This window comes from Streptomyces olivochromogenes, assembly GCF_001514115.1.
Classification (GTDB): Bacteria; Actinomycetota; Actinomycetes; order Streptomycetales; family Streptomycetaceae; genus Streptomyces; species Streptomyces olivochromogenes.
On the sequence record NZ_KQ948460.1, the window covers coordinates 120,121 to 140,535 of the forward strand.

Sequence of the window (20,415 nt, forward strand, 5' to 3'; positions counted from 1 at the left end):
CCGCGGGACCTGACGGAGACCGCGAGCTCGGACGGAGACCGCGAGACCTGACGAAGGTCCGCGAGACCTGCCGGGGGCCGCAAGCCCGGACCTCAGTTCTCCGAAGCCGCCGTCTTCTTGGCGGCGGCCTTCTTGGCCGGAGCCTTCTTGGCAGCCGTCTTCGAAGTCGTCGTCTTCTTTGCGGCCGTCTTCTTGGCTGGGGCCTTCTTGGCCGGAGCCTTCTTGGCGGCCGCCTTCTTCGCGGTCTTCTTGGCGGGAGCCTTGGCGCGCTTCTCCGCCAGCAGCTCGTAGCCGCGCTCCGGAGTGATCTCTTCGACGCTGTCGGCGGAGCGCAGGGTCGCGTTGGTCTCGCCGTCGGTCACGTACGGCCCGAAACGGCCGTCCTTGACCACGACGGGCTTCCCGCTGACCGGGTCCTCGCCCAGCTCCTTGAGCGGCGGCTTGGCGGCCGCGCGCCCGCGCTGCTTGGGCTGGGAGTAGATCTCCAGCGCCTCTTCGAGGGTGATGGTGAAGAGCTGGTCCTCGGACTGCAGGGAGCGCGAGTCCGTGCCCTTCTTCAGGTACGGCCCGTAGCGCCCGTTCTGCGCGGTGATCTCCACGCCCTCGGCGTCCTTGCCGACGACGCGCGGCAGGGACATCAGTTTGAGGGCGTCGCCGAGCGTCACCGTGTCGAGCGACATCGACTTGAAGAGTGAGGCGGTACGCGGCTTGACGGCGTTCTTGCCCGTCTTCGGGGTGCCCTCGGGGAGTACCTCGGTGACGTACGGGCCGTAGCGGCCGTCCCTGGCGATGATCTGGTGGCCCGACTCCGGATCCGTACCGAGCTCGAAGTCGCCGCTCGGCTTGGCGAGCAGTTCCTCCGCGAGCTCGATGCTCAGCTCGTCCGGGGCCAGGTCCTCGGGCACATCCGCGCGCTGGTGGTGCTCGGAGTCCTTCTCGCCGCGCTCGATGTACGGGCCGTAGCGGCCCACACGCAGCATGATGCCGTCGCCGACCGGGAAGGACGACACCTCGCGGGCGTCGATGGCGCCCAGGTCGGTGACGAGCTCCTTGAGGCCGCCCAGGTGGTCCCCGTCGCCGTTGCCGGCCTCGGCGGCGCCCGCGGCGTCGCCCTCGCCGAAGTAGAACCGCTTGAGCCACGGCACGGCCTGCGCCTCGCCCCGCGCGATGCGGTCGAGGTCGTCCTCCATCTTGGCCGTGAAGTCGTAGTCCACGAGCCGCCCGAAGTGCTTCTCCAGGAGGTTGACCACGGCGAAGGACAGGAAGGACGGCACGAGTGCCGTGCCCTTCTTGAACACGTATCCGCGGTCGAGGATCGTGCCGATGATCGACGCGTACGTCGACGGGCGGCCGATCTCGCGCTCTTCGAGTTCCTTGACCAGCGACGCCTCGGTGTAGCGGGCCGGGGGCTTGGTGGCGTGCCCGTCGACCGTGATCTCCTCGGCGGACAGCGGGTCGCCCTCGTTGACCTGCGGGAGACGGCGCTCGCGGTCGTCGAGCTCGGCGTTCGGGTCGTCCGCGCCCTCGACGTACGCCTTCAGGAAGCCGTGGAAGGTGATCGTCTTGCCGGACGCGCTGAACTCGGCGTCGCGGCCGTCGGAGGCCGTGCCCGCGATCTTCACGGTGACGGAGTTGCCGACCGCGTCCTTCATCTGGGAGGCGACGGTCCGCTTCCAGATCAGCTCGTACAGCTTGAACTGGTCGCCGGTCAGGCCCGTCTCGGCCGGGGTGCGGAAACGATCACCCGAGGGACGGATCGCCTCGTGCGCCTCCTGCGCGTTCTTGACCTTCCCGGCGTACGTCCGCGGCTGGGCCGGCAGGTACTCGGCGCCGTAGAGCTGCGTGACCTGGGCTCGGGCGGCGGAGATCGCCGTTTCCGAGAGGGTCGTGGAGTCCGTACGCATGTACGTGATGAAGCCGTTCTCGTACAGCTTCTGGGCCACCTGCATGGTGGCCTTCGCGCCGAAGCCGAGCTTGCGCGAGGCCTCCTGCTGGAGGGTCGTCGTGCGGAACGGCGCGTACGGCGAGCGGCGGTACGGCTTGGACTCGACCGAGCGGACCGCGAAGTTCGTGTCCTGGAGGGCGGCGGCGAGCGCACGGGCGTTCGTCTCGTCCAGGTGGAGCGTGTTCGCGCCCTTGATCTGGCCCAGCGAGTCGAAGTCGCGACCCTGGGCGATGCGCTTTCCGTCGACCGCGGTCAGACGGGCGACCAGGTTGGACGGGTCGCTGGCGTCACCGGCGCGGCCGGTGCCGAAGGTGCCGGTCAGGTCCCAGTACTCGGCGGAGCGGAAGGCGATGCGCTCGCGCTCCCGCTCGACGACGAGCCGGGTCGCCACGGACTGCACACGGCCCGCCGACAGCCGCGGCATGACCTTCTTCCACAGAACCGGCGAGACCTCGTAGCCGTAGAGGCGGTCGAGGATGCGGCGGGTCTCCTGGGCGTCGACGAGCTTCTGGTTGAGCTCGCGCGGGTTGGCGACAGCGGCCTGGATCGCGGCCTTGGTGATCTCGTGGAAGACCATCCGCTTGACCGGAACCTTGGGCTTGAGCACTTCCTGGAGGTGCCACGCGATGGCTTCGCCCTCGCGGTCCTCATCGGTGGCGAGGTAGAGCTCGTCGGAGTCGCGCAGCAGGTCCTTGAGCTTCTTGACCTGGGCCTTCTTGTCGGCGTTGACCACATAGATGGGCTGGAAGTCGTGCTCGACGTCCACGCCGAGGCGGCGCACCTCGCCGGTGTACTCCTCCGGCACCTCCGCGGCGCCGTTGGGGAGGTCACGGATGTGCCCGACGCTCGCTTCGACGACATAGCCGGGGCCGAGATAGCCCTTGATCGTCTTCGCCTTGGCAGGCGACTCGACGATGACGAGTCGGCGGCCGCCGTGTGCGGTGTCGCTGGTCGGGGACAACTTCGCTCTTCTCTCCGGTCGACGCAGGGGGTCTCCCCAGGCCTTGGTCCCGGGGGTCGGGTCATGCTGACGCTGCGGAGTGTGACGGTACATCCCGCCCCCGTGTCAAACGGGAAAAGCCCGCAACGGCCACTCGAACGGTAACCCGACTACCGCCATTCCTGCCGCCCGGAGTGTCCAGCAGCCCTTTCGGGTCTATCCGGAGCGTGACCTCTCAGTTACCGGAGAGCCGTCCCTCACGCGCGCGTAAAACACCACATCCCCAGCGCCAGCGCACCAGCTCCGGCGACGCCGGCGAGCGTCGCCGATGCGACGCGGTTCACACCGACGGCGACGGGCTCGCCCTGTCGCACCCGCACCGCGGTCCAGACCAGCAGTCCGCCTCCGAACAGGGCGAACACCGTCCCCACGAAGATCGCCGGTCCGCTTTCCATTGATATGTCCTTCCACCCCGGAGCCCCAGGGTGGGGAGGTTGCCACTCCCTGGAAGCCGACGCGCGAACCTGCGGTGAACGCCGGGAAGACGGCGCATCATGGACCGCTCAGACCGTGGCGGGATCGGGTATCCGCTCGCTCGTCCGCGCACCGTCGGCCCGTCTCACGGTGCACAGGACTTTGTTGAATCCTTGATTCCACTCCTCCTCACTGGCCAGCCAACCGGAGACGGTGTGCTCCGTGTCGAACGCCCAACTCGACGCGAACTTGTTGGTACAGAGCTTGCCTCCCTGGGCGAGGGCCTTCTTGTAGTCCATGCCCGCCGCGGCCTGCGCGGTGCCGATCACCTGGTCGGTGTGCGGCTCAGCACAGTCCGCCAGGTGAGCATCGAAGCTCTTGCCCTTCTCCGCGTAGTTCCAGCAGTCCCCGGTGCCCATCTGGGTGGGCCACAGATTCACCCCCGCGTCCCGGAACCGCCCCACCTCGCCGCCTATCGCGACATGGCGTCCGAGCACGAGACATGCCGTACCGCCCTCGGCCGCGCCGAAGCCGTCCTTCGTCGGTGCGACGGCGTAGACACCCGCGTCGGGCAGGGCGTCGGCCGTCGCCGCGCTCTGGCTGGTGCAGCGCTGCGCGCCATGGGCGAGGGCGTCGGCGTAGTCGTCGGCCGTGTCGACGGCCACGACCTGGCCGTCCGGCCAGTCCTTGGCGCAGTTCACGACGCCCAGGTTGAGCGCCGACTTGAAGGCGGGTCCCGACCAGACCGCCTTCACGCAGTCGCCGGCCTGCAACGGCTTGGTGAGGCCCACCTGTTCGCCGTACGGATACACCGGCCCCGTCGGTCCCGGCGACGGGCTCCCTGTGGGGCGCTTCTTCGCGGTCGCGTCCTTCGTGCCGCCGTCGTCGCCGGTGAGTGAGACGGCGGCCCAGGTGCCGCCGACGACCACCAGGAGAACGCCCACGACGAGGGCGACGACAGGGACCAGAGGCCTCCTGCGACGCGCCGGCGGCCGGGGCGGAGCGGCCGTGGACCCGGTGGGCGCACCGGTCCCGGCGTACGGATTCCACTCGTACGCGCCACTGGGAGTGGACGGGCGCCAGGGGCCGTACGCAGGCGGGATGCCGGAGGGCGGCCCGAACGGGCACCCGGCGGCCGGGCCGCCGGGTGGAGTGTTCGGGTTGTGCGGGGTGTTGGGGTTGTACGGGGCGTTCGGGTCGTACGGGGTGTTTGGGGTCGGGGGTGCGCCTGAGGTCTGCGGGACGCCGGGGGTCTGTGGGACGCCTGAGGTCTGTGGAACGCCTGGGATTTGCGGAACGCCTGGAACGTTTGGAGTCGGCGGGACGCCGGGGATCTGCGGAACGCCGGGTGCCTGCGGAACGCCTGGAGTCTGCGGAGTGCTGGGAATCTGCGGGACGCCGGGGGTCTGCGGGGTTCCCGGAGGCGAGCCCGTGACATGCCCGGGCGGTGCCCCGGCGGGAAACCCGGGCGGTGCCCCGGCGGCGTACTCGGGTGACGGTCCGGCGGCGTACCCGGGCGACGGCCCCGCGACGTACCCCGGCGGTAGCCCCGCGGGATACCCCGGCGGTGGCCCGAACACCCCGCCCGCCGCCGCCTGCACCACCCGCTCAAGCCCCCGTGCGACCGCCTCCGGCGACGACCGCCGCAATGGGTCCTTGACCAGCAGTCCGTGCAGCACGGGGGTCAGTTCACCGGCTCGGACGGGCGGGGTGGGTTCCTCTCCGAGCAGGGCCGTCAGCGTCGCGTACTGACCCGGCCGGTCGAAGGGGCCACGGCCCTCGACGGCGGCGTACAACGTGGCGCCGAGGGAGAAGAGGTCCGCGGCCGGGGTGGGCGGCTCGCCGCGGGCGCGCTCGGGGGCGAGATAGCCGGGCGTACCGAGGATGCCGGCGGTTGCGGTGAGCCGGGGCTCGCGGGACTCGGGCTGGAGCGCGATCCCGTAGTCGGTGAGCAGTACGCGCGCGTAGGGATCACCCGAAGAGTCGGGCGCCAGAAGGATGTTGGCCGGTTTCACATCCCTGTGGAGGATCCCGATCCGGTGTCCGGCGGAGAGCGCGTCGAGGACGGCCAGCCCGATCCGGGCGGCCCGAGCGGGCGACAGCGGCCCCGACTGCCGTACGACCGCCTGCAGATCGACCGCGTCCGGCACGTACTCCATGACGATCCACGGCAGTCCCTCATGCACCACCACGTCGTGCACGGTGACCACATGGGGATGCCCGCGCAGCCGCGCCGCGTGCCGGGCCTCGCTGCGCGCCCGGGCGACGCGCTGCCCATGCTCCGCCGCGTCCATCGGCACGTCCGGCAGCGCGATCTCCTTCATGGAGACCTCGCAGGCCAACTCCGCGTCGTACGCGAGCCACACCCTCCCCATGCCGCCCGCGCCGAGCGTCCGCAGCAGCCGGTACCGGCCGCCGATGATCCTGCCCTCGCCCTGATCCGGCGTCTCCCCCGTCATGGCGCCTCCCCCGAGACAGCGCGCCTCCCCCGAGGACGCATGGAGCTTGTCTCTTGAAGGTAGCTTCGCACGCACCACTGACAGGAGCCCTTTTACCGACCAATCATGATCAATGTTGCCCAATCCCGTCAGAACAGGCACATGCGACTCAGCCCTTCACTCCGCGGGCTCGAGGAACCCCTGCTCCACCAGCAGCCGGATCTGCGCGGGCGTCCGGTCGCGCAGCAAGACCGGGTCCTCGCCGACCAGTTGGGCGATGGCGTCCAGGATCCGCCCGGCGCTCAGCGTGCCGTCGCACACGCCCGCGAAGCCCGCGCCGACCGTGTCCACCTTGGTGGCCCGGCGCATCCCGCGGTGCTGGCGCAGCACCACGTGCTCCGGGTCCTCGGCGCCGGGCAGCCCGACCTGCTCCTGGACGACCTCGGCCACGAGCCTGAAGTGCCCGGCGAGCAAGGCCGCGTCGTCGCTCCCCCGCAGGTAGTCGACGCGGTCGAAGTGCGCGCGCACGGTCTCGCCGAGCGGCTGCTCGATGGAGTGCGGCCACTCCTCGACCGTGATCGAGGGCTGGGCGGCCGCCGTTCTGCGCAGCGTGATCCATCCGAAGCCGACGGCCTTGACCTTGCGGGCCTCGAACTCGTCCAGCCACGCGTCGTACCGCGCCTGGTACTCGGCGGGGTCGTCACGGTGGTCGCCCGCGTCGCGCAGCCACAACTCCGCGTACTGCGTGACGTCCTGCACCTCGCGCTGCACGATCCAGGCGTCACAGCCGCGCGGCACCCAGGAACGCAGCCGGTCCTGCCAGTCCTCGCCCTCCACGTGCTGCCAGTTGGCCAGGAACTGCGCGTACCCCCCGTCGCTGAGCCGGTCCCCCGCCTGCTGAACGAGCGTGCGGCACAGATCGTCCCCGCCCATCCCGCCGTCGCGGTAGGTGAGCCGGGCGCCGGGCGAGATCACGAAGGGCGGATTCGAGACGATCAGGTCGTAGGTCTCGTCGTCCGCGATCGGTTCGAAGAGGGAGCCCTGGCGCAGATCGACCGCCGGGGCACCGGAGAGCGCGAGGGTGAGCGCGGTGATGTGCAGGGCGCGCGGGTTGAGGTCGGTCGCGGTCACGCGCGTGGCGTGCTGCGCGGCGTGCAGGGCCTGGATCCCGGAACCGGTGCCGAGGTCGAGCGCGGAGGAGACGGGCGTACGGACGGTGATGCCGGCCAGGGTCGTGGACGCGCCGCCCACACCCAGGACGACGCCCTCCTCCCGGCTGCCGATGCCGCCCGCGCCGCCGACGGCGCACCCCAGGTCGGACACGATGAACCAGTCCTCGCCGCCGGGCCCGCCGTACGGCCGGATGTCCACGGTCGCGGCGACCTCGTCCGTGCCCGCCCGGGTCAGCCAGCCGCTCTCCAGGCAGTCCTGCACCGGCAGCACGTCCGCCACGCGCGCGTGCGGCACGGGCTGCTGGAGCAGGAACAGCCGTACGAGCGTCTCCAGCGGTGTGTCCCCGCGGGTCGCCCGGAGCGCGGGCACGGTCTCGCTGCGCGCCAGCGCCGCGTACGCGGGGGCGCCGAGCAGGTCGAGCAGGCCGTCGGCGGTGAAGGAGGCGCCGAGCAGGGCGTCCCGCAGCCGAGCGGCGACGTCGGCGCGGTCGGACGAGGGCAACGGTGACAGGCTGGTGTGACTCACGTCCCCCATTGTGTCCGTTCCCGCCGAAAGGGACGTACACCTGTGGACAGAGCCCGCGCGAATGTGGACAAGCCCGCACGACGAGTCCCGGGGGCTTCACACGAGGCGTCTGGGGGCTTTGCGGAGGGGGAGCCGTGGGGTGCTTGTGCAGGGAGCCGTGGGCGTGCGTCGTCGAGAGCCGTGGGCGTGCGTCGTCGAGAGCCGTGGGCGTGCGTCGTCGAGAGCCGTGGGCGTGCGTCGTCGAGAGCCGTGGGCGTGCGTCGTCGAGAGCCGTGGGCGTGCGTCGTCGAGAGTCGTGGGCTGTACCGGGAGAGCCGTAGGGCACGCGCCACGGGCCCGGTACGCGCGCGTACCGGGCTCTTTCCGGGTGCCGGACCGAATCCCGCTCTGCGGTCGCTCTCCGGGCGCTCCTCGGGGGGTCAGCCCTGGGTGGTCGCCGGCGAGGCGGAGGCGGAGGCGGACTTGCAGCTCACCTGCTTGGCCATCGCCTTGCCGACGTCGCCCGCTTCGAGCTCCTTCAGGGCGTCGGTCCCGGTCTTGCTGAGCTTCTCCAGCTGCTTGGCGACGCCGTCGAGACCGTCCGCGAACTTCGCCTGGTCCTTCGTGTTCAGCGCGTCGGACTGCTTCCCCAGATCGGCGTAGGAGGCGGAGAGGGCGTTGAGCTCCTTGACCGCGTTCTCCTGCTTGGTCTTGCCGCTGTCCACGTCCGGCGGGCCGGCCTTCTCGATGGCGGCCGCCATCGCCTTGTAGGCGTCGGAGATGTCCTGGAAGCCCTTGGAGTCGGCCTTCTGCACGTCCGCCGGTGCGCTCTGGTCCGTGGTCTCCTTCTGGATCGCGGTGTTGGCGGCCGCGATCTTCTGGACCTGCGGCTGCACCGCGTCACAGACCTGCTTGGCCCAGGGGTCCAGCTTGTCGTCCTTGCTACTACTACCGCTGCTGCATGCCGACAGCGCCAGCACCAGTACCGCACCGCCGGACAGTGCGGCCGTGAGCTTCTTGTTCACCGGATTGGTCCCTTCCGTGGCTCTCGGCCCCGGAACTTACACGCCGCATGGGCGCCGCCCCTATGGCGAATTTCCGATTTAGTCTCTATTGCAGCCATTTGCTCCATGCGAGAGAAGGCTCACGACACAGGCGTCAACACGCACGAACGACGGGCGGGCGGCACGTCGCTGCGTGCCGCCCGCCCGTGGGGACCTGCCCAAAGACCCGAACGCTACGAAACCACCGCGGCGTCGTGAGACTTGGACACTCGTTCCGCGTTGCCTTCGTCACCCACGGCGATCCCGCGCCGCTTGGAGACGTACACCGCGCCCACGATCACAAGGATCGAGAGCACCGCGATCAGGATGCGCATACCGAGGTTCTTGTCGTCGCCGTACGAGAACTTCACGACCGCGGGTGCGATCAGCAGCGCCACCAGGTTCATCACCTTGAGGAGCGGGTTGATCGCGGGGCCCGCGGTGTCCTTGAAGGGGTCGCCGACGGTGTCGCCGATCACCGTGGCGGCGTGGGCCTCACTGCCCTTGCCGCCGTGGTGGCCGTCCTCGACGAGTTTCTTCGCGTTGTCCCACGCACCGCCGGAGTTGGCGAGGAAGACCGCCATCAGCGTGCCGGTGCCGATCGCGCCCGCCAGATACGAGCCGAGCGCGCCGACGCCGAGCGTGAAGCCGATGGCGATGGGCGCCAGGACGGCGAGCAGACCCGGAGTGGCCAGCTCCCGCAGGGCGTCCTTGGTGCAGATGTCGACGACCCGCCCGTACTCCGGCTTCTCCGTGTAGTCCATGATCCCGGGGTGCTCGCGGAACTGCCGCCGCACCTCGTAGACCACGGCCCCCGCGGACCGGGACACCGCGTTGATCGCGAGGCCCGAGAACAGGAAGACGACCGCCGAGCCCGCGATCAGGCCCACCAGGTTGTTGGGCTGCGAGATGTCCATCATCAGGTTCAGCGGCGCGCCAGGACCGGAGACCTTCTCGCCCACGTCGTTCGCGGCCGTGAGGATCGCGTCCCGGTACGAGCCGAAGAGCGCCGAGGCCGCGAGGACGGCCGTGGCGATGGCGATGCCCTTGGTGATGGCCTTGGTGGTGTTGCCCACCGCGTCCAGGTCGGTGAGCACCTGGGCGCCCGCGCCCGTGACGTCGCCGGACATCTCGGCGATGCCCTGCGCGTTGTCGGAGACCGGACCGAAGGTGTCCATGGCGACGATGACACCGACCGTGGTGAGCAGGCCGGTTCCGGCGAGCGCCACCGCGAACAGCGCGAGGATGATCGACGTACCGCCGAGCAGGAAGGCCCCGTAGACGCCGAGGCCGATCAGCAGGGCGGTGTAGACGGCCGATTCCAGACCGATGGAGATACCGGCCAGGATGACGGTGGCCGCGCCGGTGAGCGAGCTCTTGCCGATGTCCCGTACGGGACGACGGGTGGTCTCGGTGAAGTAGCCGGTCAGCTGCTGGATGAGCGCGGCCAGCACGATGCCGATGGCCACCGCGATGAGCGCCAGGATCCGCGGATCGCCGTCCTTCGCCTTGATCGCCGCGTCCGTGACGCCGTCGAGGTCGGCGTACTTCCCCGGCAGGTAGACGAAGACGGCCACCGCCACCAGCACCAACGAGATCACCGCGGAGATGAAGAAGCCGCGGTTGATCGCGGACATGCCGCTGCGGTCGGAGCGCCGGGGTGCCACCGCGAAGATGCCGACCATCGCGGTGAGAACGCCGATCGCGGGCACGATCAGCGGGAAGGCGAGCCCGGAGTCGCCGAACGCCGCCTTGCCGAGGATCAGCGCGGCGACGAGCGTGACGGCGTACGACTCGAAGAGGTCCGCGGCCATGCCGGCGCAGTCGCCGACGTTGTCGCCCACGTTGTCGGCGATGGTCGCGGCATTGCGCGGATCGTCCTCCGGAATGCCCTGCTCGACCTTGCCGACCAGGTCGGCGCCGACGTCGGCGGCCTTGGTGAAGATGCCGCCGCCGACACGCATGAACATGGCGATCAGCGCCGCGCCGAGACCGAAGCCCTCCAGCACCTTCGGCGCGTCGGCCGCGTACACCAGCACCACACAGGAGGCGCCCAGCAGACCGAGCCCCACCGTGAACATGCCGACGACGCCGCCGGTACGGAAAGCGATCTTCATGGCTTTGTGCGAGACGGCGGTGAGATCCTTTTCGGGTTCGCCCTTGGCCGGAGTCGCTTCCCTTGCCGCGGCGGCCACGCGGACGTTGCTGCGTACGGCGAGCCACATACCGATATAACCGGTGGTCGCCGAGAACACCGCGCCGATCAAGAAGAAGATCGATCGTCCGGCGCGCTGATTCCAGTCGTCCGCGGGCAGCAGCATGAGCAGGAAGAACACCACGACGGCGAATACACCGAGCGTGCGCATCTGCCGCCCCAGGTAGGCGTTCGCACCTTCCTGGATGGCCGTCGCGATCTTCTTCATGCTGTCGGTGCCCTCGCCGACCGCGAGCACTTGCCGTACCAGCACCCCGGCGACCACCAGGGCCGCCAGGGCCACGGCACCGATGACCATCACGATCAAGCGATTGTCATTGGTCAGTACTGCGGATGCGAAGGTTGTGGGATGGTCAAACTGATGAGGGGTAGAAAGCCCCGCCATTCGTCCTCCTTGACGCCTGTGCTGAGCTCAAGATGTGGACGGATTGTAGGTACCGGAACCTGATCAAAACAGTGCCCGGTAAGCGGAATTCGCCTTCACATGCCCATCAGCAAATGATCGACGGGTATCCATGGGACCCAAAAGAAGTAATGCCCTAAAAGCGTTGACGCTTGATCCAATAATCGCGTGATTGATCGTGAATGAATTCACGAAAAGGCGGGGCCGGGCCGCGGCCGGAAGCGGGCATACAAAAAGGGCCCTGCTGAGCAGGGCCCTTCGAGTGTGTTGCGGGGGTGCGATCAGGGAACGAGCGCGGCCGGCGGCGTGGTCGGCCAGCTCATCTTGATCAGTCCACCGTGCTCACCGGCGGTGACTTCGACGTCGTCGACGAGGCCACTGATGACCGCGAGACCCATCTCGTCCTCCTCGGCGTCAATGTCCGGATCACCCGAGGCACCGGGTGCCGCCTCACCGGGCGCCGAACGCGGCGCCTCGTCGCCGACCTCGATGGAGAACTGCTTCTCCTCCTCGATCAGCTTCACCTGCACCGGCGCCGAGATGCCGTTGCTCTGGTGCAGTCCGACGGCACGAGTACAGGCCTCGCCGACGGCGAGTCTGACCTCGTCGAGGACGGCCTCGTCCACTCCGGCCCTGCGCGCCACCGCTGCCGCCACCAGTCGGGCGGTCCTGACGTGCTCGGGCAGCGCGCTGAAGCGGAGTTCAACGGTGGCCATGCATCCCCCTCAACTACGGGCGTGCTGTCAGGGGGCCGGGCCGCCGAGGCCCGGTCCCCCGTCCATTGCTTCTACCGTCTCGGACACCACATCACTCGTGACGCCCCGGGACGGGGTCAGTCGGTGGCCGCTACCGCTTCCTCGACCGAGGTGTGGATGGGGAACACCTTGGTGAGACCGGTGATGCGGAAGATCTTCAGAATGCGCTCCTGGTTGCAGACCAGTCGCAGCGAGCCCTCATGGGCACGCACACGCTTCAGGCCGCCCACCAGCACGCCGAGCCCGGTGGAGTCGAGGAAGTCCACGCCCTCCATGTCGACGACAAGATGAAAATTGCCGTCGTTCACCAGCTCGACCAGCTGCTCGCGCAGCTTGGGCGCGGTATATACATCGATTTCGCCACCGACCTCGACGACCGTACGATCGCCGACGGTACGGGTCGACAGGGACAGGTCCACGGATCCTCCAGCACCTTGCTATCGAGCGGTCATCCCAAGGGACACCTCGGCAGAGCCCCCGGGACGGTTCGCCAGCCGCGATGGCATTCAATCACTTACCGGCAGGCGTGCACGACGCCTTGGGCCCATTGTCCGTCACGCCAGTGACACACTCGGTGCCGATGGCCAAGAATCAGCGATCCGATCGACCCTCGACGGACACCGCTTCCCGCCCCGATCCGGGCACTGTCCTGGACCGGCTCGCCTCGGGGCCGAGCCGGGCTTCGCGCATCACTCATACGGAGCACTTGCCCCCGCGGGCGGGTCGCCATGCCGTGTGGCCCGACCGGATCCGTCCGGAGGTCATCGCCGCGGTGCAGGCCGCGGGCATCGAACACCCCTGGGCCCACCAGGCGCTGGCCGCCGAGCACGCCCTGGACGGCGACTCCGTGATCGTCGCCACCGGCACCGCCTCGGGAAAGTCCCTGGCATACCTCACACCGGTCCTGACGGCCCTCCTGGACGGCTCCGAGGCTCCGAACGGCCGGGGGGCCACCGCGCTCTACCTGGCCCCCACAAAGGCCCTCGCAGCCGATCAGCGCCGTTCGGTGAAGGAACTTTCACAACCTTTGGGCAATGCGGTTCGCCCAGCCGTGTACGACGGCGATACTCCGTTCGAGGAACGCGAGTGGGTACGGCAGTACGCCAACTACGTCCTGACCAACCCCGACATGCTGCACCGCGGGATATTGCCCTCACACCCCCGCTGGTCCTCCTTCCTCCGCGCCCTGAAGTACGTCGTCATCGACGAGGTCCACACCTACCGCGGCGTCTTCGGCTCCCACGTGGCCCAAGTACTGCGCAGGCTGCGCCGCCTGTGCGCCCGCTACGGCTCCTCCCCCGTCTTCCTGCTGGCCTCCGCGACCGCCGCGGAGCCCGCGGTCGCCGCCCGTCGGCTGACCGGCCTCCCGGTCGTCGAGATCGCCGACGACGCCTCACCCCGCGGCGAGCTCGTGTTCGCCCTCTGGGAGCCCCCGCTCACCGAGTTGCACGGCGAGAAGGGAGCACCCGTTCGGCGTACCGCCATCGCCGAGACGGCCGACCTCCTCACCGACCTGACCCTCCAGGGCGTGCGCTCCGTCGCCTTCGTACGATCCCGCCGCGGCGCCGAACTGATCGCGGTGATCGCCCAGGAACGCCTCGCCGAGATCGACCGCTCACTGGCCCGGCGCGTGGCCGCCTACCGCGGCGGCTACCTCCCCGAGGAACGCCGCGCCCTGGAGCGCGCCCTGCACTCCGGCGAACTCCTCGGCCTCGCCGCCACCACCGCCCTCGAACTCGGCATCGACGTCTCCGGCCTGGACGCCGTCGTCATCGCGGGCTACCCGGGCACCCGGGCCTCCCTGTGGCAGCAGGCGGGCCGCGCCGGCCGCTCGGGGCAGGGCGCACTCGCGATCCTCGTCGCCCGCGACGACCCGCTGGACACGTTCCTCGTGCACCACCCCGAGGCCCTGTTCGACCAGCCGGTGGAATCCACCGTCCTCGACCCCGACAACCCGTACGTCCTGGCCCCGCACCTGTGCGCCGCCGCCTCCGAGATCCCCCTCACCGAAGAGGATCTGGAGCTCTTCGGCCCGACCGCCGCGGACCTGCTGCCACAGCTGGAGGCCGCGAAGCTGCTGCGCCGACGAGCGACGGCGTGGCACTGGACCCGTCGTGAGCGGGCCGCCGACCTGACCGACATCCGCGGCGAGGGCGGCAGTCCGGTGCAGATCGTCGAGGCCGGGACCGGACGGCTGCTCGGCACGGTCGACGCGGGCTCCGCGCACACCACGGTCCACGAGGGCGCGGTCCACCTCCACCAGGGCCGTACGTACCTGGTGAAGCACCTGGACCTGGAGGACTCCGTCGCCCTGGTCGAGGAGGCCAACCCGCCGTATTCGACGGTCGCCCGCGACACGACGTCCATCTCCGTCCTGGAGACGGACATCGAAGTCCCCTGGGGCGAGGGCCGGTTGTGCTACGGCTCCGTCGAGGTCACCAACCAGGTCGTCTCCTTCCTGCGTCGTCGTGTCATCACCGGTGAAGTGCTGGGCGAGTCGAAACTCGACCTCCCTCCTCGTACGCTCCGCACGCGCGCCGTGTGGTGGACGGTCACCGAGGACCAGCTGGACGCGGCCCGCATCAACCCGGAGATCCTCGGCGGCGCCCTGCACGCCGCCGAGCACGCGTCGATCGGCATGCTCCCGCTGTTCGCGACCTGCGACCGCTGGGACATCGGCGGCGTGTCCATCCCGCTGCACCCGGACACGCTCCTGCCCACGGTCTTCGTCTACGACGGCCACCCGGGCGGCGCGGGGTTCGCGGAGCGCGCCTTCCACACCGCCCGCGCCTGGCTCACCGCCACCCGGCAGGCCATCGCGTCCTGCGAGTGCGAGGCCGGCTGCCCGTCCTGCATCCAGTCCCCCAAGTGCGGCAACGGGAACGAGCCGCTGCACAAACGGGGCGCTGTGCGGCTGCTCACGGAGCTGCTGCGGGGGGCGCCGGAGGTCTAGGCGCCGGCTCCTGTGGTCTCGCGGGACCGGCTCTGGACCTGACCTCCACGGCGAAGGGGCCGGCGCCCGACGCGGCCGTGACGTCCGAGATCTCGCCCTCCACGGCGCACCGCGCCAGCCGGGCACGCTGGGCCCGCGCCACCCGGTCCGCCTGGGCGCAGGCCGCCGTGCCGCCGTCCGCCCAGTGGTCCGCCGCGGCGAGCGCGGCCAGGTCGGCCGCCCCCGCCGCGCGGTGCCGGACCACGACCGCCTGTCCCATGGCCAGGACAGCCCCGAACACGACACACAGCACGGCGATCGCCCCGACGGTCCAGACGGTGGCCGATCCTCTGTCCGAGCAACGGATCCGGTAGGTGCGCCATCTGTTCCGAGCGGCCGTCCGCGCGACGTGACCGCGGCTCCAGACCCTCATCCCCTCACCGCCCCCAGCGTCTCCTCCGCCAACGCCACGGCCTCGTCGCTGAGCTCCAGTGACAGTCCGTCCGGTCCCGGCGCGCTCGCCTCGACCGTGACCCGGACGAGGTCGCCCTCCCGGGTCACCGTGACCCTGGCGCCGCGCGGTGCCGCGCGGCGGGTCGTCGCCAGCACCGTGTCCGGCGGGTCCTGGCGGGCCGCCGCGCGGGCACCCGCCCTGGCCGCGTCCACGCACTGGATCTGTGCCGACGCGGCGAGCAGGGCCCAGACCAGCGCCATTCCGACGAGCACCAGCGAGGGCAGCACCACGGCGGCCTCGGCGGTCACGAATCCCCGGTCCCGGTCCCGATACCAACTCCGGTCCCAGATCCGGTCCGAGCTCCGGCTCCGGTCCCAGCTCCGACTCCGGCCGCGGCTCCGATCCCGGTCCCGGCCCCGACCCGCCGTCCCGCGCTCACATCGGCGCATTGAGCGCCCGCCCCACGATGCCCTGCAACTCCGCGCCGACCTGGCCGCTCGTCACCACCTTGTAGAGCACCGCCGCGAAGGCCACCGCCGCGAGGACACCCACCGCGTACTCGGAGGTGACCATTCCCGCGTCCCTGCGCGCCGCCAGACCCAGCAGCCACGCCCGCATCCGTACACCCACCGTCTTGCACATCTCAACCCCCGTAAGGTTCGAACCTGTTGATCGTCCGTCGTTCACCGCGCACCGCCGCCCGTCATCCGCCACCCCCTCCCAACACCCCGTCCGCCAGCCCGATCACCACGGGCAGGACGCCCATCGCGAGGAACGCGGGAAGAAAGCACAGCCCCACGGGCGCGGTGACCATGACAGCCGCCCGCCGTGCCCGCGCCGTCGCGCTGCGGCCCCGCTCGGCGCGGGCCTCCATGGCGAGCCGCCCGACCGGCACGGCAGCCGGGACCCCCGACTCCCCCGCCCGTTCCAGCAGCCGTGCCAGCGCCCCCGCGCCCGGAAGCGACGCCAACCTCCGCCATGCCTCGACCGGTTCGCCCCCGAGCCGCACCTCCGCCGCACCCCGCGCGAGCCGCTCCCCCACCGGTCCGCCCAGGGCCTCGCCCACCGCCTGCGCCGCGGCCACGGGGTCCGCCCCCGCCGCGATACAGGCCGCGACCAGGTCGGCCGCCAGGGGGAGTTGCCGGGCAGCCAGCGCCGCGTCGTACTCCTCCACCGGCCCCGGTCCGCGCCGCTGCCGCCACCGCCAGGCCCCGAGCCCGGCCAGCAGCCCCATCACAACCCCGGCAAGACCCCCGACCAGCACCCAGCCGGCGCACACCGCGCCCGCCACCGGCAGCCACCGCCGCACGACGTCCCGGACCGCGAGGTGCCGCCTCTCGGGCGTCCTCTCCAGGGCCAGCAGCCCGGTCAGCCTTCTGCGCGCCCGTCGCTCACGCCGCGCCGCACCGAGCGCACGCGGCAGCCACCCCAGCGCCAGCGCCCCGCACACGAGCGTCCCCAGCCTGTGGACAACTTCCGTACTCATGCCGCCTCCGCTCCCCTCACGATGCGCAGCGCCCACCACAGCCCCACGCCCTCCAGCACCCCACCGACCGCCAGACAGCCCAGACCCGGCCCGCTGTGCAGCAGCACGTGCAGCGGATCGGCGCCCAGCGCGGTACCGAGCAGAAGGCCCAGAACGGGCAGCCCCGCGAGCATCACCGCCGTGGATCGCGATCCCGCCAATTGGGCGCGCAGGTCGTCCCGTTGGTCCCGCTCCGCGCACAAGGCCCCTTCCAGGCGGTCGAGGCCCGCCGCCAGGCCCGCGCCCCGGTCCACCGCCACCCGCCAACACGCGGCGAGCCCCACCAGCCCGTCGGCCCCCGGCTGCCGTGCCGCGTCGGTGAGCGCGCCCGGCACATCACCGCCGAACCGCGCCGCCGCCAGCACCACCGCCTGCGCCTCGCCGAGCCCGCCCGAGTCGCGCGCGGCTCTCCGCAGTGCCTCGCCCGGCTGATGCCCGGCCCGCACCTCGCCGGCCAGCGCCCCGCACAGGGCGATCACCGCCTCACCCCGACGCTCCCCCGCGCGCCGCGCCTCCCCGGCCCGCCGTACTCGGCGGAGCAGCGGTATCCCGGCCGCCCCGAGGAACAGCGGCACCACGGACGCGCCCAGTACCGCGATCACCAACCCGGCGACCAGTGACCACCCTTCGGGGCGCAGCCGCCCGCGCAGTCGCCGCCACTCGGCCCGTGCCCGCTCCCACGCCGGCGGTCCGGTGGCCACCACCCCGCCACCCGCGCACAGCAGCCGCGCCCTGCGTGCCCCCGCGTCCCAGCCGCCCATCAACCAGGCCGCCGCCCCGGCACACGCCATGGCCGCCTCCACCGAGACGTCACCGGCCCCCGTCATGACAGCCCACTCCCCTCGGTCCCGTCCCGGAGCAGCCCCCGCAGCCGCTCCCACCCCCGCTCGTACGCGAACGCCTCCGCGCCCCACCGCAGCGCGGGCACCGTCACCACCAACCCCGTCGCATCGCGCTCCAGGACGTGCACCTCGGCGATCCGCCGCCGCCCGGTCCGGTCGCGTACGAGATGCAGGACCACGGACAGCGCCGCCGCCAACTGGCTGTGCAGCGCGGCCCTGTCGAGCCCTGCCGCCGTGCCCAGGGCCTCCAGACGGGCCGGTACCTGCGCCGCCGCATTCGCGTGGACCGTTCCGCAGCCGCCCTCGTGGCCGGTGTTGAGCGCCGCCAGGAGCGACACGACCTCCGGTCCGCGCACCTCGCCGACCACCAGCCGGTCCGGTCGCATGCGCAGGGCCTGACGGACCAGGTCCTGGAGCGCCACGAGTCCGACGCCCTCCTGGTTGGCGGGCCGCCCCTCCAGGCGCACCACATGGGGATGGTCGGGCCGCAGCTCCGCCGAGTCCTCGGCCAGCACGATCCGCTCCCCGGTACCGACCAGCCCCAGCAGCGCGCTCAGCAGGGTCGTCTTGCCGCTTCCGGTGCCGCCGCTGATCAGGAACGACAGCCGGGCGTCCAGCAGGGCTCTGAGCACCCGGTCCCCACCGGGCGGGACTGTCCCCGCCGCCACCAACTCGTCGAGGGTGAACGCGCGCGGCCGTACGACCCGCAGCGACAGGCAGGTGGAGCCGACGGCCACCGGGGGCAGCACCGCGTGCAGGCGGGTGCCGTCCGGAAGCCGGGCGTCGACCCAGGGGCGGGCGTCGTCGAGCCTTCGCCCGGCCACGGCCGCGAGGCGCTGCGCGAGGCGTCGTACGGCCGCCGCGTCCGGAAAGGAGACGGTCGTCAGTTCCAGTCCACCACCCCGGTCCACCCACACCCGGTCCGGCGCGGACACCAGGACGTCGGTCACCGACGGGTCGGCGAGCAGCGGCTCCAGTGGCCCACTGCCGACCAGCTCGGAGCGCAACCGCTCGGCGGCGCCGAGGACTTCGGCGTCTCCGAGCACTCGCCCCTGCTCGCGCAGGGCCTGCGCCACGCGCGCGGGAGTCGGTTCCGACCCGCTCTCGGCGAGCCACTGCCGTACGCCGTCCAGCAGTCCCGTGCCGGTCCCCGCGCCCGTGCCGGTCTGCCGGCTCATACGCCCCCGCCTTCCACCGGAACCCGCTGCCAGAAGGCCGTGCAGAACCGGGCGAGCGGCCCCCGCGCCGCTCCGCCGGGTGGCACGCCGGTGTCCAGCGGCGCGGATTCCGCGGGCACTTCGCCGACCAGTGGCAGTCCGAGCAGGCGGGCCACTTCACGGTCGTCGAGGCCCGGCGTGTAGGGGCCGCGGACCGCGACGCGCAGATCGCGCAGGACCATGCCGACCACGGACGCCACCCGTTTGGCCGCCGCGACGGCGCGCAGATCGGCGGGGACGACCAGCAGTCCGAGGTCGAGCTGGGCGAGGGCTTCCGCGACTCCTTCGTCGACGCGGCGGGGCAGGTCGACGACCACGGTGCCGCCGCGCCGTCTGGCGGCGGCCAGGACCGCGCGGACGGCCTGCGCCGGGATGGTGACGGAGTCGCCGCGGTCCCAGCTGAGGACGCGCAGCGCGTGCAGTTCGGGAAGGGACTCCTCCAGGGCGCCGCCGCCGACCCTGCCGCGGGAGGCGGCGAACGCCGGCCAGCGCAGGCCTTCGGCGGCTTCTCCGCCCAGGAGTACGTCGAGTCCGCCACCCAGGGGATCCGCGTCCACGAGCAGGGTGCGGCGTCCCTCGCGCGCAGAGGTGACGGCGAGCGCGCAGGCCAGCGTGGAGGCTCCGGCCCCGCCGCGGCCGCCGATCACGCCGACGGTGAGCGCGGGGCGGCCGACTCCCTCGGCCACGTCGGCGATGCGGTCGACGAGCCACTGCTCGCCGTCCGGAAGCATCAGGACGTGGTCGGCTCCGATCTCGACAGCCCGTTTCCAGACGCCGGAGTCGTCCTGGTCCCTGCCGACCAGCACGACTCCGCGTCGGCGCGCTGCTCCACGTACGCGCCGCGCCGCGTCGTCGCCGACCAGGACGAGCGGTGCCGCCTCCCAGCTGCCGCGGCCCTCAGGCACCCCGTGGTGGACCTCCGGCCTCGCGCCCGCCGCGGCGCACAGGCGCAGCAGGTCGTCGAGGAGTTCGGCGTCCTCCGTGACGATCAATGGTCCGCCCTGCCGCCCGTCGGCGGCGGGCGGCAGGTCGTGTGTGATGGCTCCCGCCACGATCTCCAGCCCCCTTCGCTGCTCCTTGCGCGGAGCTCGCAAGGTCCTCTGCGGACCCGCGATTCCCGCTCGTGTGAAGAACCGGCAAGCGGCCTCCATATGAACGGCCGATACGAACCGGCCAAACGCGTCCGACAAACGGAACCGACCATGAACTTGCCGCGAGGAACTCGCCGCGAGCGGGACGCGCTGGAATCACGGTGCAGCGATCCAGAAAATCGTGTGGATCTTGGTCGATAACTGTGGACAACTCAGTGGCTGTGAATATCGCCTTCACCCATACCGGTGAGTCGCCTGTGACTTCCACAGAGCAGCCTCACGGATACGCAGAGTGACGAATCATGGGCGCGCGGAAGGGGCGGCCACAGCGGTGACAACGGGGTCCCGGGGCCGCGCAGAAGAGGGGAAAAACCCATCCGGACATGCGACGACCCCCGCCGGGGGGGAGAGCGGGGGTCGTCCCCACGGCCGACTCGGGGGGGGAGGAGTCGGACCGGGTTAGC

At 71.3% G+C, this 20,415-nt stretch carries 16 protein-coding genes; 1 reads left to right on the top strand and 15 read right to left on the bottom strand.

The window, feature by feature from the left end:
- Positions 1 to 92: 92 nt before the first annotated feature.
- The 8 genes from topA to bldG form a co-directional block, all read right to left on the bottom strand.
- On the bottom strand, positions 93 to 2,906 hold the full coding sequence (topA, locus tag AQJ27_RS26360) for a type I DNA topoisomerase (RefSeq protein WP_067373819.1): 2,814 nt from the start codon (positions 2,904 to 2,906) through the stop codon (positions 93 to 95).
- A gap of 236 nt (positions 2,907 to 3,142) precedes the next feature.
- The gene (locus AQJ27_RS26365) at positions 3,143 to 3,340 is read right to left on the bottom strand and encodes a hypothetical protein (protein WP_054237424.1); all 198 of its coding nucleotides are present in this window, start codon (positions 3,338 to 3,340) and stop codon (positions 3,143 to 3,145) included.
- A gap of 108 nt (positions 3,341 to 3,448) precedes the next feature.
- Positions 3,449 to 5,818 (bottom strand): serine/threonine-protein kinase, encoded by a 2,370-nt coding sequence (locus AQJ27_RS26370; RefSeq protein ID WP_067373822.1) that lies wholly within the window; start codon positions 5,816 to 5,818, stop codon positions 3,449 to 3,451.
- Positions 5,819 to 5,974: 156 nt separating this feature from the next.
- On the bottom strand, positions 5,975 to 7,504 hold the full coding sequence (locus AQJ27_RS26375; protein WP_425275230.1) for a DUF7059 domain-containing protein: 1,530 nt from the start codon (positions 7,502 to 7,504) through the stop codon (positions 5,975 to 5,977).
- Positions 7,505 to 7,914: 410 nt separating this feature from the next.
- Complete coding sequence (locus tag AQJ27_RS26380) at positions 7,915 to 8,499, bottom strand: small secreted protein (RefSeq protein WP_067373825.1); 585 nt, start codon at positions 8,497 to 8,499, stop codon at positions 7,915 to 7,917.
- A 212-nt stretch (positions 8,500 to 8,711) separates the two neighbouring features.
- Positions 8,712 to 11,117, bottom strand: a complete 2,406-nt coding sequence (locus AQJ27_RS26385) for a sodium-translocating pyrophosphatase (RefSeq protein ID WP_067373827.1) — start codon at positions 11,115 to 11,117, stop codon at positions 8,712 to 8,714.
- Between the two features lie 299 nt (positions 11,118 to 11,416).
- On the bottom strand, positions 11,417 to 11,851 hold the full coding sequence (locus tag AQJ27_RS26390) for an ATP-binding protein (RefSeq protein WP_067373830.1): 435 nt from the start codon (positions 11,849 to 11,851) through the stop codon (positions 11,417 to 11,419).
- 116 nt (positions 11,852 to 11,967) lie between these two features.
- On the bottom strand, positions 11,968 to 12,309 hold the full coding sequence (bldG, locus tag AQJ27_RS26395; RefSeq protein WP_010986038.1) for an anti-sigma factor antagonist BldG: 342 nt from the start codon (positions 12,307 to 12,309) through the stop codon (positions 11,968 to 11,970).
- 80 nt (positions 12,310 to 12,389) lie between these two features.
- On the opposite strand from bldG, the gene AQJ27_RS26400 reads away from it, so the two are divergent.
- Positions 12,390 to 14,843 carry a DEAD/DEAH box helicase gene (locus AQJ27_RS26400; RefSeq protein ID WP_079065264.1) on the top strand — a complete coding sequence of 818 codons (2,454 nt, stop codon included), beginning with the start codon at positions 12,390 to 12,392 and terminating at the stop codon, positions 14,841 to 14,843.
- On the opposite strand, the gene AQJ27_RS26405 is transcribed toward AQJ27_RS26400, so the two are convergent.
- The 7 genes from AQJ27_RS26405 to ssd all read right to left on the bottom strand — a co-directional run bounded on the left by AQJ27_RS26405 (position 14,809) and on the right by ssd (position 19,912).
- Positions 14,809 to 15,255 (bottom strand): Rv3654c family TadE-like protein, encoded by a 447-nt coding sequence (locus tag AQJ27_RS26405; protein ID WP_079065265.1) that lies wholly within the window; start codon positions 15,253 to 15,255, stop codon positions 14,809 to 14,811. The two genes, AQJ27_RS26400 and AQJ27_RS26405, sit on opposite strands and share 35 nt — an antisense overlap.
- The gene (locus tag AQJ27_RS26410) at positions 15,252 to 15,725 is read right to left on the bottom strand and encodes a TadE family type IV pilus minor pilin (RefSeq protein WP_107120694.1); all 474 of its coding nucleotides are present in this window, start codon (positions 15,723 to 15,725) and stop codon (positions 15,252 to 15,254) included. The genes AQJ27_RS26405 and AQJ27_RS26410 overlap by 4 nt, the downstream gene beginning before the upstream one ends.
- Positions 15,712 to 15,918, bottom strand: a complete 207-nt coding sequence (locus AQJ27_RS26415; protein ID WP_067373841.1) for a DUF4244 domain-containing protein — start codon at positions 15,916 to 15,918, stop codon at positions 15,712 to 15,714. Before AQJ27_RS26415 ends, AQJ27_RS26410 begins: the two co-directional genes overlap by 14 nt.
- 61 nt (positions 15,919 to 15,979) lie before the next feature.
- Positions 15,980 to 16,762, bottom strand: coding sequence for a type II secretion system F family protein (locus tag AQJ27_RS26420; protein ID WP_067373844.1), 783 nt, complete (start codon positions 16,760 to 16,762; stop codon positions 15,980 to 15,982).
- A complete protein-coding gene (locus AQJ27_RS26425; protein WP_067373848.1) occupies positions 16,759 to 17,628 on the bottom strand; it encodes a type II secretion system F family protein in 870 nt (289 codons plus the stop codon). Before AQJ27_RS26425 ends, AQJ27_RS26420 begins: the two co-directional genes overlap by 4 nt.
- Positions 17,625 to 18,821 (bottom strand): TadA family conjugal transfer-associated ATPase, encoded by a 1,197-nt coding sequence (locus tag AQJ27_RS26430; RefSeq protein ID WP_067373851.1) that lies wholly within the window; start codon positions 18,819 to 18,821, stop codon positions 17,625 to 17,627. The genes AQJ27_RS26425 and AQJ27_RS26430 overlap by 4 nt, the downstream gene beginning before the upstream one ends.
- Positions 18,818 to 19,912 carry a septum site-determining protein Ssd gene (ssd, locus tag AQJ27_RS26435; protein WP_067373855.1) on the bottom strand — a complete coding sequence of 365 codons (1,095 nt, stop codon included), beginning with the start codon at positions 19,910 to 19,912 and terminating at the stop codon, positions 18,818 to 18,820. Before ssd ends, AQJ27_RS26430 begins: the two co-directional genes overlap by 4 nt.
- Positions 19,913 to 20,415 lie beyond the last annotated feature (503 nt).